Here is a 15,980-nt window from a genome sequence, read left to right as displayed (position 1 = left end):
CGCCGCGATCATCGCGGCGTGCCCGCTGCCGGAAGTGCGCCGCGCGTGGGTGGACCGGATCGTCTTCCACGACGGCGCCCGCCTTCAATCACGCGGGTTCCGTCCACCATCACGCGAGTTCCGCTACGCCTCGGCGTGCGCCACCGCCAGTTCGACCGCCGAGGCCAGGTCGTTCGCCCGGGCGAAGCCGCGGTCGCCCAGGTGCTGCCAGCCTGGACCGGCCGTGCCGACCACGCGGCCGATGTCGCGCACCCGCGCCGCGAGCAGGTCGTCGGCCGTCGGGGCCGCCAGGGACCACAGCAGCACCAGGACCGGATCCAGGCGCGCCGCCAGGTCGGCGACCGTTTCGGCCGGCACCAGCTGCCCGAGGTAGGCGACCGGGACCCCGGCCTCGGCCAGCGTCGCGCGCAGGGCCTCCATCGGCAGCGAATGCCGCTCGGCCGGGCAGCAGGCCAGCAGCACCGGCCGGCCCGGGACCGCCGCCGGGAAGCGGCGGCTGAACCGCTCGAACGCCAGCGAGATCTCCGTCGTCAGCGCCCATTCCGACGCGAAGCAGACGTCGCCGCGCTGCCAGCGGTCGCCCAGGCCGCGCAGGACCGGGGCCAGGACGTCGGTCCACGCCGCGGCCGGGCCGAGAGTGCCGAGGGTCTCGTCGAGCAGCCCGGAGATCGACGCGGACCGCAGCTCGTCGGTGGCCTCCTCGAGTTCGCGCACCCGGCGGGCGGCGGGCACCTCGGGCGGGCCGGCCGGCGAAGCCCCGAAGGCCGCGGCGGCGGCTTCGCGCACGGGCATCCCCCGCGCAACGAGCCGCTGCATGTGCTGCAGCCGCCGGACGTCTGCGTCGGAATAGCGGCGGTGCCGCCCGGTGGCCGTGGCCGACGGGCCGATCCCGTACCGCGCGCTCCAGCTGCGCAGGGTCACCGGCGAGACACCCAGCAGCTCGGCCACCTTGCCCGGCGCCCAGGCACCCGTCTCGACGTTCTTCGGTTCCACCATTCCCCTTCGCCTCGCTCGAGGCAGCTTAGCGACGGCCAGGCCACCTGACCGGCGGGGACACGGTGGCCGTACCCACCGCGGAGAGCACCGGCCGGCCGCCCGCTCCGCCCGGCGAAGATCGGCGAGGGGCGAAGGCGGCCGGACGAGGGAAGAAGCCGCCGTCGACACGACGAAGCCGGACCGGTGACACCGGCGCGGCGCAACGGAAAGCACCCCGGCACGCCACGGGGGACGCGGCGGCGGGGCGTCGGCCTGCCGCGTCCCCCTCGGCGCCGCCCGGCGCCGGGATCCGGCCCGCGTCGGCCGGATCCGGACGGCCGCGGGGTGTGGCAACCCACCACGGCCGGCCAGTCCCGGAGCGCAAGGGTGCTGCCACGCCAAGCTATACCCGTACGCAACGCTTGCGCATCGCTATCCCTCGAATGCCGTAGCGATTCGCCCCACCCGGCAGGTGGTCTCGGCCCGCGCTGGATGCCCGTGGTTCGCCCAAGGTCTTGAATGAGTCATTCAGGACGTCACCGCGCCCGCCGATGCCCCAGCTCCGGGACGCGCTGCCGGGCCCGTACCGCGGCGACCGCGGCCGCGGCCGTCCGGCCGGGCGAATCCATAATGGACAAGAGGGCCTGACCCGCACCATCCGGGCACCGGAGCCGGCCGGTCCCCCGTCCACAGTGGACCACGCTGCGAACCCGGGCCGGCCGTGACACGATCGGGTGAACCCCGGCAGGGTGGTGGACGTGACCCGGGTGTAGCACCCCGGTAATGCGCCGTCGCTACGGTGCCGGGCCATGGCAATCGGACAGCGGGCGGTGGTTCCGCGAGGTGGGCAGGTGCTTGCGGAAACGGACGCGGAACGGACGACCGCGGAACCCGGGAACGCGCCGGGCCGGTGGCTGCCCGTCTTCGGGGCGGTGCTGGGCGCCGCCGTCTTCCTCGTGGTGCGCGGCAGCCTGACCGACGACGGCTACATCACCCTCGCCTACGCGAAGAACCTCGCCGTCCACGGCGAATGGGGCCTGATCCCGGGCTCACCGGCGAATTCCGCGACGTCCCCGCTGAACGTCCTGCTCCTCGCCGCCCTGACGCTGGTCACGCGGGTGTCCGGCGGCCCGCACCCGGTGGTCGCGCTCGGGATCCTCACGGTGCTGTGCGGCGCGGTGCTCGGCTGGGCGTGGCTGCGCCTCGGCCGCGCGCTCGCGCTGCCGGCCGCGGCCGGGGTCCTCGGCGTCACGCTCGTGCTGCTCAACCCGTTCGTGCTGTCCGCGATCGGGCTGGAGGTCCTGCTGATCCCGGCGGTGCTGCTGGTGCTGACGGTCTTCGCGCTCGAAGGCCGGCCGCTGCTGTTCGGCGTGACCGCCGGGCTCACGATCCTCGCCCGGCTCGACCTCGTGGTCTTCGTCGTGGTGATCGCCGTGAGCGCGCCCGCGATCCGGCGCCGGCTGCTGCCCGCCGCGGGGTGCGCGGCGCTGACGGCCGCGCCGTGGTTCGCCGTCAGCTGGGTCGCCTTCGGGTCGTTCGTCCCGGACACGCTGGTGATCAAGCAGCTCCAGGCCGGGCTGTTCGCACCGTGGACCTACAGCACCGGGCCGGTCATGTACTACGTCGGCTGGCCGATCACCGTGCTCGTGTCGTTCGTCCCGGCCCTGCTCGGTGTCGTCGCGCTGGCCGGGTGGGCCGCCACGCGGTTCGGGGTCCGGTGGCCGGAATTCCCCGCGCTCGGCCCCCTCGCCGCGCTGGCCGGCGGTGGGATCCTCTACTACGTCGCGTACTCGTTCCTCGGGGTCGGGCCGTTCCACTGGTACTACGTGGCCCCGATCACCGCGGCGAGCGCTTTCGCCGTCGCCGCGTTCGGCTCCTGGTTCGCGCAGGCCCGTCGACGCCCGGCGCTGCGGGGCGCTCCCCCGGCCCTCGCGCTGGGGCTCACCGGGGTCCTGGTGCTGGCCGGCGCCGCGGTCGACGCCGCGCAGGGCCTGCCGTGGAAGTCGCCGGTGATCTTCGGGAACTGGGCCGGCTCGACGGACTACGCCCGTGTCGGCACGGAGCTCGGCGCCCGGCTCCACGGCGCCAGCGTCGCCAGTCCCGGCGAGATCGGCACGCTCGCCTACTTCTGCGAATGCGCGATCCTCGACGAGTTCTCCGACCGCGGCCGGGCGGTCGCGCTCGTCGAGCAGCGGATCGCGACGGCGAACCCGCTGATGAGCCTGGCGTTGCGGGTGAACTACCACTGGCTGGACACCTCGGCCGCGCCGCGCGAACCGGACTACCGGCTGCAGTACGCCGCGGGCCCGGCGACCGGACCGGACAGCTGGCAGGTCCGGTCGGCGGCGAAGGGCGTCGGCCACTTCACCCTCACCCGCGAGCCGTGATCTCCGCGCTCATCTGAGCAGTGACCGAAAACTCCGAAGATTCCCCTGGACGCCAGACTGCGCCACAGGCCGGGGAGGCCATAGGGTTTCGGTCATGAAGGTCGGCCTGCTCACCCGGGAATACCCGCCGGAGGTCTACGGCGGCGCCGGAGTTCACGTGGAGTTCCTCGCCCGGGAGTTGCGGCCGCTGGTCGATCTCGACGTGCACTGCTGGGGCGCGGACCGCCCCGACGCCACCGGGCACACGGATCCGCACGGCTACCGCCAGCCCGCGTTCACGACCATGGACATCGCCGTGTCGATGGCGAACGCCCTCGAAGGCCACGACCTCGCGCACAGCCACACCTGGTACGCGAACCTGGCCGGGCACCTGGCCAAGATGACGCACGGCATCCCGCACGTCGTCACCGCGCACTCGCTGGAACCGCTGCGGCCGTGGAAGGCCGAACAGCTCGGCGGCGGCTACCGCGTCTCGTCGTGGATCGAGCGCGAGGCCTACGAAGCCGCGGACGCGATCGTCGCGGTCAGTGGCGGCATGCGCCGCGACGTCCTGGCCGCGTACCCGGCGGTGCCGCCCGAGCGGGTGCACGTGATCCACAACGGCATCGACACGACCCTGTACCGCCCGGACCCCGGCACCGATGCGCTGGCGAAGCACGGCATCGACCCCGATCGGCCGTACGTGCTGTTCGTCGGTCGGATCACCCGGCAGAAGGGCGTCCCGCACCTGGTCCGCGCGGCCGCGTCGCTCGACCCCGGCACTCAGCTGGTGCTGTGCGCGGGCGGCGCGGACACCCCGGAGCTCGACGCGGAGTTCCGCGGGCTGGTCGCCGAGCTGGAGAAGTCCCGCACCGGGGTCCGCTGGATCCCGGAGATGCTGCCGCGTCCCGAGGTCGTGCAGCTGCTCACCCACGCCGCGGTGTTCGCCTGCCCGTCGGTCTACGAGCCGCTGGGCATCGTGAACCTGGAGGCGATGGCGTGCGGCACGCCGGTGGTCGCCAGTGACGTCGGCGGCATCCCGGAGGTCGTCGACGAGGGCCGGACCGGGCTGCTGGTGCACTACGACGAGCAGGACGCGCGAGGGTTCGAGACGGGCCTGGCCGCCGCGCTGAACGAGGTGGTGGGTTCCCCGGACCGAGCCGCCGCGATGGGTACCGCCGGCCGCGAGCGCGCGGTCGGCGAGTTCGGCTGGAAGGCGATCGCCGAGCGGACGGTCGCCCTCTACGAAGCGTGCGGGAGGTCGTCGTGAACACTGGAGCCGACGTGCTGGGCATCGTGCTCGCGGGCGGCGAGGGCAAACGGCTGATGCCGCTGACCGCCGACCGCGCGAAACCCGCCGTGCCCTTCGGGGGTTCGCACCGGCTGATCGACTTCGTGCTGTCGAACCTGGTGCACGGCGGGTTCCGGCGGCTGTGCGTGCTGACGCAGTACAAGTCGCATTCGCTCGACCGGCACATCTCGACGACGTGGCGCCTCTCGGCGCTGACCGGCGAGTACGTCACGCCGGTGCCTGCCCAGCAGCGGCTGGGCCCGCGCTGGTACCAGGGCAGCGCCGACGCCATCCACCAGAGCCTCAACCTGGTCTACGACGAGGACCCCGAGTACATCGCGGTGTTCGGCGCGGACAACATCTACCGGATGGACCCCCGGCAGATGCTGGAGTCCCACATCTCCTCGGGCGCCGGCGTCACCGTCGCCGGGATCCGCGTGCCGCGGGCGGAGGCGAGCTCGTTCGGCGTCATCCGGACCACCGACGGGTTGATGATCGACGCGTTCATGGAGAAGCCCGACGACCCGCCGGGCCTGCCGGACTCCCCCGAAGAGTCGTACGTGTCGATGGGCAACTACATCTTCACGACGAAGGTGATGCTGGAGGCGCTGCACGCGGACTCCGAGAACGCGGCCTCGCACCACGACATGGGCCGCGACATCATCCCGGCGCTGGTCAAGTCCGGCGAGGCGGCCGTCTACAACTTCAACGGCAACGTCGTGCCCGGCGAGACCGAACGCGACCACGGCTACTGGCGCGACGTCGGGACGATCGACAGCTACTACGAGGCGCACACCGACCTGATCTCGACGCACCCGATCTTCAACCTCTACAACCGCAAGTGGCCGATCCTGGCCCACCCGGGCCAGCGCGCGGCGGCGAAGTTCGTCGAGGGCGGCTCGGCGAACCAGTCGATCGTCAGCAACGGCTGCATCATCTCCGGCGCGCAGGTGGTGGACTCGGTGCTGTCCCCGGACGTGCTCGTCGAGCAGGGCGCGGTCGTCCAGGGGTCGGTGCTGCTGGACGGGGCCCGCGTGGGCCGCGGCGCGGTGGTGCGGCGGGCGATCCTCGACAAGAACGTCGTCGTGCCGCCGGGGGCGCACATCGGGGTCGACCTGGCCCGGGACCGGGGGCACTACCACGTCAGCGAGGGCGGGATCGTCGTGCTCGGCAAGGGAGAACGCGCGATCTGAGGCCCGGCGTCAGGAGCGGGTGGCGGCGGAGATCCGCTCCACCACCTGGCGCGGGTCGATGCCCCAGCGCTCGGCGAGCTCCGAGATCGAGACGCCCGCCGCGTGCTCCGCGGCGATCATGCTGTCGACGACGCCTGTCACGCCCCACTCCTCAACTGCAGATGCACGTGCAGCCGAGATACTACATCTACGCTGCGGACGTCGAGCAAAGCGCCTCACGTCAGCGCGCCCTCCCGCACCGGGTTCCTCCCCGCGCCGCCGAAAGCGATTCAGTGTCCCGATTTCTCCGGTTCCCCCGGCGGATTCTTCGTGGTGGCCCGCGCGCGCGTGGCGCTGAACACCGCGTCGAAGATCGGCGTCGGTTCCCCGTCGTCGCTCTTCGGCGGCTCGTCCCCCGGGCCGCGCTTTTCCTCTCCCACGCGCCCAGTTTCTGCGACGGCGGCCGATTTCGCTCGGGCAGCACCGAAAATCGCCCGGCCGGGGGATCACCCGCGTGGCGCAATTCTTCCGGTCGGCGACGGAAAAGCACCGCGGATTCAATTCCGGGCGCCGGGGAATAACCCGGGGTACCGCGGGATTGCACCGGGCATGAAAGCAGTGATCTACCGCCGCCACGGCGGACCCGAGGTGCTGTCGCTGTCGGAGCGGGCCGTCGCCGACCCGGGGCCGGGCGAGGTCCGCGTCCGGATCGTCGTGTCCGCGGTCAACCCGACCGACTGGAAGGCCCGGCTCGGCCGCGGCGCGGAAGCCGGGACCGAAACGCCCGACACCGTGCCCAACCAGGACGGCGCGGGCGTCGTCGACGCCGTGGGCCCGGACGTCACCGGCTTCGCCCCCGGCGACCGCGTGTGGCTGATCCTCGCGGGCACCCACGGCCCGGCGGCCGGCTCCGCGCAGGAGTACACCGTGCTCCCGGCCGCGCAGCTGGTCCGGCTGCCCGGCTCGGTGGGCTTCGACGAGGGCGCCGGGTTCGGCGTCCCCGGGCTGACCGCGCACCGGGCGCTGACGGTCGCCGAAGACGGGCCCACGCGCCTCACCCCCGGCGCCATGGCGGGCCGGACGGTGCTGGTCAGCGGCGGCGCCGGCGCGGTCGGCAACGCGACGATCCAGCTCGGCCGCTGGGCCGGGGCGACGGTGGTCGCGACGGTCAGCAGCGACGAGAAGGCCGCGCTCGCCCGCGCGGCCGGCGCCCAGCACGTGCTGCGCTACCCCGACCCGGAGCTCGCCTCCCGGATCCGCGAGGTCGCCCCGGACGGCGTCGACCTGGTCGTCGAGGTAGCGGCCGGGGTCAACGCCGGGCTGCACACCGAGGTCCTGCGCCCGCGCGGCACGGTCGCGATCTACGGCGACGACCGCGGCACCGGGACCGTCAGCCTCGACTTCGGCGCGAACCTGTGGCTGAACACGCGCTACCAGTTCCTGGTGCTCTACACGGTGGGGGCGGACAAGCTCCGCGCCGGCGCCGAAGACGTCACGGCGGCGCTGGCCGACGGCGCGCTGCGGCTCGGTGAGGACCGCGGCGTGCCGGTCCACCGCTTTTCCCTCGAAGACACCGCGAAGGCCCATGTCGCGTCCGAGGAGGGCGTGACCGGGAAGGTGCTGATCGACGTCACTCCGGCGGAGTGACCAGCGCCTGAAGGAGGTCGTCGAGGGTGGCGCCGTCGTCGTCGCGGTGCTCGCGCCAGCGTCCGAACAGCTCTCCGGCGGCGGCGACGAGGGCCGGGGACAGCCCGGCGTCGGCGCACGCTTCGGCGATCTCGGCCATTTCGCCCTCCCACCGCCAGGCCCGCCGGCCGGCGGAGGTGATTCCGCCGGGCGCGCCCAGCGGGGTGTGCGGCAGGACGTCGGCGGCGAGCTCCCGCAGCTCGCCGCCGACGCCGTGGCGTTCCGCGAGGGCGTGGGACTGCGCGGCGAGCGCGAAGGTGAGCTTGTTGTAGGCGGCGAAGGCGAGCTTGAGGGCCGATGCTCGGCCCACTGCCCCGCCGAGCGCCACGGGACGGAGGTGCGTGCCGGCGAACAGGCTCTCCAGCTGCGCGACGGCGGTATCGGGCCCGGAGAGGTAGAGGCGGGTGGTCCCGGTCTTTCGCGGTGGCGGGCCGACGATCCCGCCGTCGGCGACGGTCGCTCCGTCCAGGATCCGCTCGATTTCCTTCGCGTGCTCGGGACTGATGGCGTTGGCGTCGAGGTAGACACCGGTGAACCCGGCGACGCTCCGGGCGACGTCCAGCGCGGCCGCGGGCGGGCAGATGCTGAGGATGACGTCGCACCCGGCGAGGTCTTCGGCTTCGGTGAGTCCGGCGTCCTCGGCACGGCGTCGCGTCGCCGGTCCGCGGCCGGCGGGCAGCCAGGAGGCCGGGATACCTCGGGCGGTGAGGACCGCCCCGACGGCGGCGCCCATGGCGCCGGGGTGCAGGAGACCGACGGTCGTGGTCACGGTGGCTCCTTTCGCGGGAGATGGCCATGATCGCGCGGGCGGGCGGAGTGTGCGCGCCTGGCGGGGCCGCGGCTCGGGGGTGCCGGCGGGGCACGGCCGCCCACCCGTCATGAACGACCCTTTCATGGCGCCGGACGACATGAACGACCCTTTCATGACATCGGCGGCCGCGGGCGCCGGTGCGGATCGAGCCATTCCCGGCCACCGGGTGCCCGCCACGCTTTACGATCACTCGCGGAGGTGGGTGTGGAGCCGTTGGGGCGGGGTGAGCCGGCGCAGGCCGGGCGGTACCGGCTGCTCGCCGCGGTCGGCGAGGGCGGGATGGGCCGCGTGCTGCTCGGGGTCGCCCCTGATGGTCGGCTCGCCGCCGTCAAGCAGGTGCACCGCGGATTCGCGCACGATCCCGGCTTCCGCGAACGGTTCCGGCGCGAGGTCGAGGTCTCGCGGCTCGTCTCCGGCGCCTACACCGCCGCGGTGATGGACGCGGACGCGCACGCGCCGACGCCGTGGCTCGCTTCGGTCTTCGTCGCCGGGCCCTCGCTGCAGGAAGCCGTCGACGCCACCGGGCCGCTGCCGGCGGCCGCGGTGCGGCACCTCGCCGCCGGGCTGGCGTCCGCACTGATCGGCATCCACCGGGCCGGGCTCGTGCACCGGGACCTCAAGCCCGGCAACGTCCTGCTCGCCGACGACGGCCCCCGCGTCATCGACTTCGGCATCGCCCGCGCCGTCGAGGGCAGCACCGACCTCACCCACACCGGCGTCATCCTCGGCTCGCCGGCCTTCATGTCGCCGGAGCAGGCCGACGGGCGGCCGCTGACCCCGGCGAGCGACGTCTTCGCCCTCGGCGCCCTCCTGGTGCTGGCCGCCACCGGGCACAGCCCCTTCGCCGGGGCGTCGGGCCCGCAGTCGCTCTACAACGTCGTCCACACGCATCCGGACCTGCGCTTCCTGCCGCCCGAGGTCCGGGCCGTCGCCGAGCCCTGCCTCGCCAAGGACCCCGCCCACCGGCCGACGCCCGCCCAGATCCTGCAGCTGCTCGGTCCCCTGCCCCCGGTCCAGCGCCCGTGGCCGCCCGCCGTGCACGCGTTGATCGTCCGGCGCCAAGCCGAAGTGGCAGCCGTCGTCGCGAAGAAGCCCACGCGGAAGGGCCCCCGGATCGCGCTCGCCGCCGCGGCGGCCGCTGTCGTCGCAGCCGGCACGATCACCGCGGTCACCCTGACCAGCGGCGACGACGGCGCGACCGCCACCCCGGCGACCGCCGCCGCCCCGCCTCCGGTCACGGCCACGTCCGCGCCGAACCCGGACCCGCTCGGCCCGGACAAGCTGCGCGGAGTCGACCTGTGCCAGGTGCTGCCGTCGGTGCCCGGGACCGGGAAACTCGCCCCGGAGATCGGCGTGCACTTCTTCGAGTGCATCTACGAGACACCGCAGGGCCAGTGGCTGGAGCTGACCGTCGGCGGCCCGGTCTCCGCCGGCGGCACGGCCTCCGGGGAGCTCGACGGCCTCCCTCTGAGCATCGACGACAAGGCGGGCGGCTGCACCGCCTCGGTGCCGGTGGTCGACCGGCCGGACACCACGATCGGGGTCGAGGCCAGCAGCGCCGCGAAGCCGTTCGCGAAGCCGTGCGACTCGGCGAAGGCCGCGCTCACCGAAACCGTGAAGCGCCTCCGCGCGGGTTCGCCCGCCGCGCAGGCGGTTCTCGCGCCGGTGGACCCGTGCGGCCTGGTCGACACCGCCACCGTGCAGCGGATCGCCGGCCCGGTCACCAAGGTCGAACCCACCGGGCTGCACGAATGCCACTGGCAGGTCGGTGGTGAGATCGTCGTGTCGCTCGAACGCGGCACCCCGCCGACGCAGTCCAAGGACTCTTACTACGACTCGACCGGCACCGTCGACCTCGGCGGGGTCACCGCGTACTACACCCGGAAACGGTCCAACCCCGCGTCCGGGTTCTGCGATCTGACGTGGCAGCACCGCCCGCTCGAAAATGACTATTCGGAGAACGTCGTCGTCACCTACCGCACGTCCGCCAGCAAGCTCACCGACGAGGAGACCTGCCGCGGAGCGCAGGACGTCGCCAAGGCGGTCCGGCCCGGATTGCCGAAGCCGTGAAGCCGCTGGAGCCGGGAGACGCCCGGCAGGCCGGGAAGTACCGCCTGGTCGCCGCGCTCGGCGAGGGCGGGATGGGCCGCGTCCTGCTCGGCGTCGCGCCGGACGGCCGGCTGGTCGCGCTCAAGCAGGTGCACCCGGAGTTCGCCCACAACGCCCGCTTCCGCAGCCGGTTCAAGCAGGAAGTCCAGGCGTCGCAACGGGTTTCCGGAGCCTTCACCGCCGCGGTCATGGACGCCGACGCGGACGCCGAGACCCCTTGGCTGGCTTCGGTGTTCGTCACCGGGCCGTCGCTGAAGGAGGCCGTCGAAGCCACCGGGCCGCTGCCGGTCGACGCGGTGCGCCGGCTCGCCGTCGGGCTCGCGACCGCGTTGATCGAGATCCACCGCGTCGGCCTGATCCACCGCGACCTCAAGCCCGGCAACGTCCTGCTGACCGGCGACGGCCCGCGCGTGATCGACTTCGGCATCGCGCGCGCCGTCGAGGGCGGCTCTGACCTCACCGGCACCGGCGGCGTCATCGGCTCGCCCGCGTTCATGTCGCCCGAGCAGGCCGAAAGCCGCCCGCTGACCCCGGCGAGCGACGTCTTCTCCCTCGGTGGCCTGCTGGTGATGGCGGCGACCGGGCAGGGCCCGTTCCCCGGCTCGACGACGGCGCAGCTGCTCTACAACGTCGTCCACACCGACCCCGACCTGACGGCCGTGCCGCCCGAGATCCGCGCGCTCGTCGAGCCGTGCCTCGCCAAGGACTCGGCCCGGCGGCCGACACCGCAACGGATCCTCGACTTCCTCGGCCCGGTCCCGCCCGGGACCCGGCCGTGGCCGCCGGCGGTGCACGAGCTGATCGGGACCCAGGACGCCGCCGTCCGCACCGCGCTGTCCTGGCCGGCCCCTCCCCCGGCGCCGGCACCGCCGAAACGCCGTCGCCGGCTGCCGGTCTTCACCGCGTTGGCCGCCGTCTGCGCGCTCGCCGCGGGCAGCCTGATCGCCCTGGCGGCGTTCAACGCGGGCGCGGACCCGGAGTCGCCGGGCGCCGACCTCGACCCGACGAGCCTGGACACCCTGCGTCGCGCCGATCCGTGCCGGGTGCTCGACGACGTCACGGTCCCGGGCGCGGGCAAGCTCCGGGCCGAGCCGGACACCGGCCACCTCGACCGCTGTACCTACCAGTCCCGCTCCGGCGGGAAGATCTCGGTCAAGCTCGGCGACCAGATCTACGTCGAAGGCGGCCGCCCCACCGAAGACCTGAACGGCAGGCAGGTGCTGTTCACCGAGATCAGCGGCGGCACCTGCGACGCGAGCGTCCAAGTGCCCGCGCAGCCGGAGCTCGGCGTGACCGCGCTCGCCGAAACGTGCGCCCTCGCGAAGTCCACGCTCGGCAAGGTGCTCGACCGGCTCCACGGCGGCGGCAACGGTTACCCCCTGGCGCCCGGCACGCTCCTCGCGCTGGACCCGTGCGCGGTGCTCGGCAAGACCGTGGTCGCCCAGGCGCTCGGACCGGTCCGCGAGACCAAGCTGAACCGCCTGCGCGAGTGCGAGTGGACGGCGACGGCGTCGCTGAGGCTGACCTTCGAGAAGGGATACTCCGGGGTGCCGGACACCGGGAGCCCGGTCGACATCGGCGGCGTCACGGGCACGCGCCACGAGACCGGCGACAGTTGCGCACTGACGTGGGACCACCGCCAGTTCGACGCGCAGCGAACCGAACACGTCCGGATCTTCGCCTCGAAGACGGGCGGCGGTGCCTGCGACGCGGCCGTCGCGTTCGGGAAAGCGCTGGTGAGCGCGCTTCCCCACGGTTAGCTCAGAGGCGCAGCCCGCGGCGCAGCGCGTCGACCTCGTCGGCGAACATCCGGCGCGAGATCGCCGCCGTCTCCACCATCCCCGACCCGTGGAACGTGCCGGGGTAGTGCCGCAGCTCGGTCGCCACGCCCGCGTGCGCGAGGCGTTGCGCGTACTGGATTCCCTCGTCCCGCAAGGGGTCGAACTGGCAGGTCGTGACGAACGCGGGCGGCAAGCCGGCCAGGTCCGCCGCCCGGGCCGGTGCAGCGTAGGGCGAGACGTCGTCGCCACCGGGTTCCGCGTCGAGGTAGCTGGTCCAGCTGAAGATCGCGTTCGGCCGGTTCCACAGTGGCGTGTCGGTGTACGCGCATCGACGGCGTGTCCAGGCGGTCGTCCAGCTCCGGGATCCCGAGGTACTGGAAGCACAGCGCGGGGCCGCCGCGGTCGCGGGCCAGCAGGGCCACCGCCGCCGAGAGGCCGCCGCCCGCGCTTTCGCCGCCCACCGCGAGCCGGGTGGGATCGATGCCCAGCTCCGCCGCCTTGGCCTCGACCCACTGCAGGGCCGCGTAGCAGTCCTCGACCGGCGCCGGGAACGGGTGCTCGGGCGCCAGCCGGTAGTCCACCGACACGATCACGATGCCCAGCTCGTCGACCAGCCGCAGCAGCGACGCGTGGAACATGTCCAGGTCGCCGAGGACGAACCCGCCGCCGTGGAGGTAGAGCAGGGCGGGCACCGCGCCGGTGCGGTTGGCCGGGGAGTAGACGCGCACCGGAACGTCCGGCGCGTCCGACGGCCCGGGCACGGCCGTGTCGCGGACGTCGACGGGGTGCACCGGCTCGTAGGCCGGCAGGACCTCGCCCAGCTGCCCCATCGAGGAGCGCGCGGCGACCAGGGCTTCGTAGTCGGTCAGGGTCACGCCCGGCAGCATGTCCAGCCAGGGCAGCAGCTCGGGATCGATCGCGTAGGTCATGGTTCGATCTTCGGCCGCCGGAGGCTCCCCCGGCCACCGCCACGCGGCGGGCGTTGCCGGGCCGGTCCTCGCCATCCGGCGGCGGGCGCGCCTATCGTGGCGGCATGAAGGGGCTGCTGCTGCGGCTGTCCGGGCTCGACGCCGACGCCGAGAACGCCGTGCGGGTGATCGGGTTCTTCGACCGCCTGATCACCGGGCGCGCCGGCCTGGACGCGCTGGTGCGCAGCACGGCCGAGCTCGCCGGCTGCCGGGTCGGCGTGCACGCGCCCGGCCAGGGGCTGTCGCTGCGCGCGGACCCCGGTGAAGACGCCGTCACGCCCGCGGCGGCGCCCGCGGGCGCCGCCGTCCGCCGGCTCGAGGGCGGCGTCGAGGTGTGGGTGGCCCGCCGCGGCGCGCCGGTCCCGCTCGACGACATGCTGCTGGAGCGGTTCGCGATCGCCACCGCGATCCTGCTGGAGCAGGGCGGCGTGCCTCGCCCCGAACTCGGCGATCCGGCGCTGGTCGAGCTGGTGCTGTCCGAAGACGCCGGCACGGCCGAGCGGGCGCGGGCCCTGCACCTGCTGGGGATCGCCCCGGCGGCCCGGCTGCGCGTGCTGGCGGCCACCGGCGCCGACGGGCTCGCCGGGCGCTCGGCCCAGCTGGGCGGGGTGCGCGCGGTCCTGGCGGACGCGGTACCCGGCCCGCTCCCGGCCGGCGGCCGGGCGGGCATCGGCCCGGAGTTGCCGGCCATCGACGCCGCCCGCTCCTGGGCCGCCGCCCGGACGGCGCTGCGCTTCACCTCGGTCACCGAGCCGGTGGTGTGGTGGGAACGGCTCGGCAGCCTCGCCGCGCTCGCCGGCCGGCTCGACGGGCCGGAGCTGGCCGAGCTCCCCGACGTCCGCGCCCTCGACCGGCTCGCGGCCGAAGCCCACGGCGAGGACACCCTGGCCGCGCTCGACGCGCTGTGCGCGACCGGCTCGGCCCGCAAGGCCGCGGCGGTGCTGCACCGCCACCACAGCACCATGCCGGCCCGCCTGGCCCGCGCCGAAGCCGTCCTCGGCTTCGACGTCGACTCCCCCGCGGGCCGGTTCCGGCTGCACCTCGCGCTGATGCTGAGAAGACTGCGGGACAACAGCGACCTCGGCTGACCGTCCACCGGACACGCGCCCCAAGGTGGCCTTGGTTGCGTTGAACGCACCCAAGGTGGCCTTCGGTGCGTTGAACGCACCGAAGGCCACCTTGGGGCGCTGCTCACGCCGAGCGATCTCAGCCGACCCTCCTCAGTGGACTCCGCGTCCGCCGCACCAGGTCCTGCGCCGCCGCCTGCCAGAGGGGGTGGCCGAAGACGAACCCGGCCTCCAGCAACCGGCCGGGCACCACCAGCCGGCTCTTCAGCAGCAGTTCCGTGTCGGTACGCAGGGCCAACGCCCCGATTTCCGCCATCCACTTCGTCGCCGGCAGTCCGAGCGGGACACCCGCCGCCGCGCGCAGCGCACGCAGGAAATCCCGGTACGGCAGGGGTTCCGGGGCCGCCAGGTTCACCGGCCCGCTCAGGTCGTCGCGCGCGACGAGGAAGTCGATCGCCCGGACGAGGTCGTCCTCGTGGATCCACGACAGGTACTGCGCCCCGCCCGCGACCGGGCCGCCCAGGCCCAGCCGGGTGAGCCGCAGCAGCATCGCGAACGCGCCGCCGGGCTCCGGGCTCATCACCATCGCCGTCCGCAGCGCCACCTTGCGGGTGCGCGGGGTGTTCGCCACCTCCTGCTCGCGCTCCCACGCCCGGGCGAGGTCGACGCTGTAGGCCCAGTAGGCGGGCACACCCGGCTCGTCGCCGCCGAGCACGCCGGTGGTTTCGTCGTTCGGGGCGTCGTACCGGTGCGCGTAGATCGTCGCCGTGCTCATCTGCAGCCAGACCCGCGGCGGCCGCGTGGCGCGCTCGATGGCGCCACCGACGACCCGCGCCGAATCGACGCGCGAGTTCCACATCTCCCGCAGGTTCGCCCGGGTGTAACGGCAGTTCACCGACCGGCCGGCCAGGTTGAGCACGACGTCGCCGCCGTCGATCTCGGCCGTCCACGGCCCCGCGGCGCGCCCGTCCCAGCGGACGTGGCGCACCCCCGGTTCCGGCGTCGCCTCCCGCCGGGTGAGCACGACGACCTCGTCGCCGCGTTCGACCAGCGCACGGCTCAGCACCCGCCCCAGGTGCCCGGTGCCACCGGGTAGCACGACCTTCATGAAGTCCCCCTTCGACGGTCCGCCCACGACCACCGTACCGCAGATATTTGAACGCGTTCAAATATCTGCGGAGGCCGCCATCAGGTCGAGCAGGGTCCGCAACGCGCGGCCCGGCAAGTCGCGTTGCCGGCCGGGACGTCATGAAAGGGTCGTTCACCACGCTGGACGACTTGAAAGAGTCGTTCATGACGTCGCCAACCCCCGCCGAACGTCTCGAATGACTCATTCGAGACCTCCGGCGCCCCCAATGAGTCATTCGCGACACCCGACTCCGCGCGCGGCCGCGACTTTGCCGGAGCCCTGGCTCGGCGGGCGTAGCACCGCAGACCTCGCACGAGCGGCCGGCCGGCGGGCATAGAGTCGGCGGATGACCGCTGCAGCCGCGCCGCCGATCGTCACCGGGGTGGACGGGTCGGCCGAGTCCCTGGACGCGGTCCGCTGGGCCGCGCGGACCGCCTGCCTGCGGGACGCGCCCCTGGAGATCGTGCACGCCCTCGACGTCCCGGCGCTGCTCGCGGGCGGGGTCGTGCCGCCGCCCGAGGAGATGGTCGACGCGCTTCGCGCCCGCGGCCGGCGGGCACTGCGGACCGCGCGGGAACTGGCCGCCGCGCAAGGCGTGCCCGCCGCGGCGACGCGGCTCGACCCC

Annotated in this window: 13 protein-coding genes and 1 pseudogene; 8 read left to right on the top strand and 6 right to left on the bottom strand. The window is 73.9% G+C overall.

Annotated elements, in window-relative coordinates; translation table 11 throughout:
* Positions 1 to 123: 123 nt before the first annotated feature.
* Positions 124 to 996, bottom strand: coding sequence for a MerR family transcriptional regulator (locus tag AB0N03_RS25160; protein ID WP_364376340.1), 873 nt, complete (start codon positions 994 to 996; stop codon positions 124 to 126).
* An 830-nt stretch (positions 997 to 1,826) separates the two neighbouring features.
* Here AB0N03_RS25160 and AB0N03_RS25155 point away from each other — a divergent pair.
* The 3 genes from AB0N03_RS25155 to glgC all read left to right on the top strand — a co-directional run bounded on the left by AB0N03_RS25155 (position 1,827) and on the right by glgC (position 5,825).
* On the top strand, positions 1,827 to 3,362 hold the full coding sequence (locus AB0N03_RS25155) for a hypothetical protein (protein ID WP_364376337.1): 1,536 nt from the start codon (positions 1,827 to 1,829) through the stop codon (positions 3,360 to 3,362).
* A gap of 94 nt (positions 3,363 to 3,456) precedes the next feature.
* The gene (gene glgA / locus AB0N03_RS25150; protein ID WP_364376334.1) at positions 3,457 to 4,611 is read left to right on the top strand and encodes a glycogen synthase; all 1,155 of its coding nucleotides are present in this window, start codon (positions 3,457 to 3,459) and stop codon (positions 4,609 to 4,611) included.
* A complete protein-coding gene (gene glgC / locus AB0N03_RS25145; RefSeq protein ID WP_364376331.1) occupies positions 4,608 to 5,825 on the top strand; it encodes a glucose-1-phosphate adenylyltransferase in 1,218 nt (405 codons plus the stop codon). Before glgA ends, glgC begins: the two co-directional genes overlap by 4 nt.
* A 9-nt stretch (positions 5,826 to 5,834) precedes the next feature.
* Here the strand turns inward: glgC and AB0N03_RS25140 are convergent, their stop codons facing one another.
* The gene (locus tag AB0N03_RS25140; RefSeq protein ID WP_364376328.1) at positions 5,835 to 5,966 is read right to left on the bottom strand and encodes a hypothetical protein; all 132 of its coding nucleotides are present in this window, start codon (positions 5,964 to 5,966) and stop codon (positions 5,835 to 5,837) included.
* Between the two features lie 128 nt (positions 5,967 to 6,094).
* Positions 6,095 to 6,244, bottom strand: a complete 150-nt coding sequence (locus AB0N03_RS25135) for a hypothetical protein (protein ID WP_364376325.1) — start codon at positions 6,242 to 6,244, stop codon at positions 6,095 to 6,097.
* A gap of 169 nt (positions 6,245 to 6,413) precedes the next feature.
* On the opposite strand from AB0N03_RS25135, the gene AB0N03_RS25130 reads away from it, so the two are divergent.
* Positions 6,414 to 7,451 (top strand): NADPH:quinone reductase, encoded by a 1,038-nt coding sequence (locus AB0N03_RS25130; RefSeq protein ID WP_364376322.1) that lies wholly within the window; start codon positions 6,414 to 6,416, stop codon positions 7,449 to 7,451.
* Here AB0N03_RS25130 and AB0N03_RS25125 read toward each other — a convergent pair.
* Entirely contained in the window at positions 7,435 to 8,259 is an 825-nt protein-coding gene (locus AB0N03_RS25125; protein WP_364376319.1) for a DUF1932 domain-containing protein, read from the bottom strand. The two genes, AB0N03_RS25130 and AB0N03_RS25125, sit on opposite strands and share 17 nt — an antisense overlap.
* Positions 8,260 to 8,505: 246 nt before the next feature.
* Here AB0N03_RS25125 and AB0N03_RS25120 point away from each other — a divergent pair, with 246 nt between their 5' ends.
* The gene (locus AB0N03_RS25120) at positions 8,506 to 10,371 is read left to right on the top strand and encodes a serine/threonine-protein kinase (RefSeq protein WP_364376316.1); all 1,866 of its coding nucleotides are present in this window, start codon (positions 8,506 to 8,508) and stop codon (positions 10,369 to 10,371) included.
* Complete coding sequence (locus AB0N03_RS25115; RefSeq protein ID WP_364376313.1) at positions 10,368 to 12,170, top strand: serine/threonine-protein kinase; 1,803 nt, start codon at positions 10,368 to 10,370, stop codon at positions 12,168 to 12,170. The genes AB0N03_RS25120 and AB0N03_RS25115 overlap by 4 nt, the downstream gene beginning before the upstream one ends.
* A 1-nt stretch (position 12,171) precedes the next feature.
* Here the strand turns inward: AB0N03_RS25115 and AB0N03_RS25110 are convergent.
* Positions 12,172 to 13,021, bottom strand: a pseudogene (locus tag AB0N03_RS25110) (alpha/beta hydrolase).
* A 203-nt stretch (positions 13,022 to 13,224) separates the two neighbouring features.
* Between AB0N03_RS25110 and AB0N03_RS25105 the strand changes: the two are divergent.
* A complete protein-coding gene (locus AB0N03_RS25105) occupies positions 13,225 to 14,247 on the top strand; it encodes a helix-turn-helix domain-containing protein (protein WP_364376310.1) in 1,023 nt (340 codons plus the stop codon).
* 118 nt (positions 14,248 to 14,365) lie between these two features.
* Here the strand turns inward: AB0N03_RS25105 and AB0N03_RS25100 are convergent, their stop codons facing one another.
* The gene (locus AB0N03_RS25100) at positions 14,366 to 15,334 is read right to left on the bottom strand and encodes a DUF1731 domain-containing protein (RefSeq protein ID WP_364376307.1); all 969 of its coding nucleotides are present in this window, start codon (positions 15,332 to 15,334) and stop codon (positions 14,366 to 14,368) included.
* A 367-nt stretch (positions 15,335 to 15,701) separates the two neighbouring features.
* Between AB0N03_RS25100 and AB0N03_RS25095 the strand changes: the two genes are divergently transcribed.
* Positions 15,702 to 15,980: universal stress protein (locus tag AB0N03_RS25095; RefSeq protein ID WP_364376304.1), on the top strand; the 279-nt coding region annotated here is incomplete at its 3' end.

The sequence above is a fragment of the Amycolatopsis sp. NPDC051061 genome (genome assembly GCF_040682935.1).
GTDB lineage: Bacteria > Actinomycetota > Actinomycetes > Mycobacteriales > Pseudonocardiaceae > Amycolatopsis.
This window is presented reverse-complemented; position numbering and strand designations above follow the sequence as displayed.

What these genes read in the sequence shown, in the direction of transcription:
- AB0N03_RS25160 (WP_364376340.1), bottom strand. Translation starts at nt 996, where the DNA reads ATGGTGGAACCGAAGAACGTCGAGACGGGTGCCTGGGCGCCGGGCAAG.
- AB0N03_RS25130 (WP_364376322.1), top strand. Translation starts at nt 6,414, where the DNA reads ATGAAAGCAGTGATCTACCGCCGCCACGGCGGACCCGAGGTGCTGTCG.
- AB0N03_RS25100 (WP_364376307.1), bottom strand. Translation starts at nt 15,334, where the DNA reads ATGAAGGTCGTGCTACCCGGTGGCACCGGGCACCTGGGGCGGGTGCTG.
- AB0N03_RS25105 (WP_364376310.1), top strand. Translation starts at nt 13,225, where the DNA reads ATGAAGGGGCTGCTGCTGCGGCTGTCCGGGCTCGACGCCGACGCCGAG.
- glgA (WP_364376334.1), top strand. Translation starts at nt 3,457, where the DNA reads ATGAAGGTCGGCCTGCTCACCCGGGAATACCCGCCGGAGGTCTACGGC.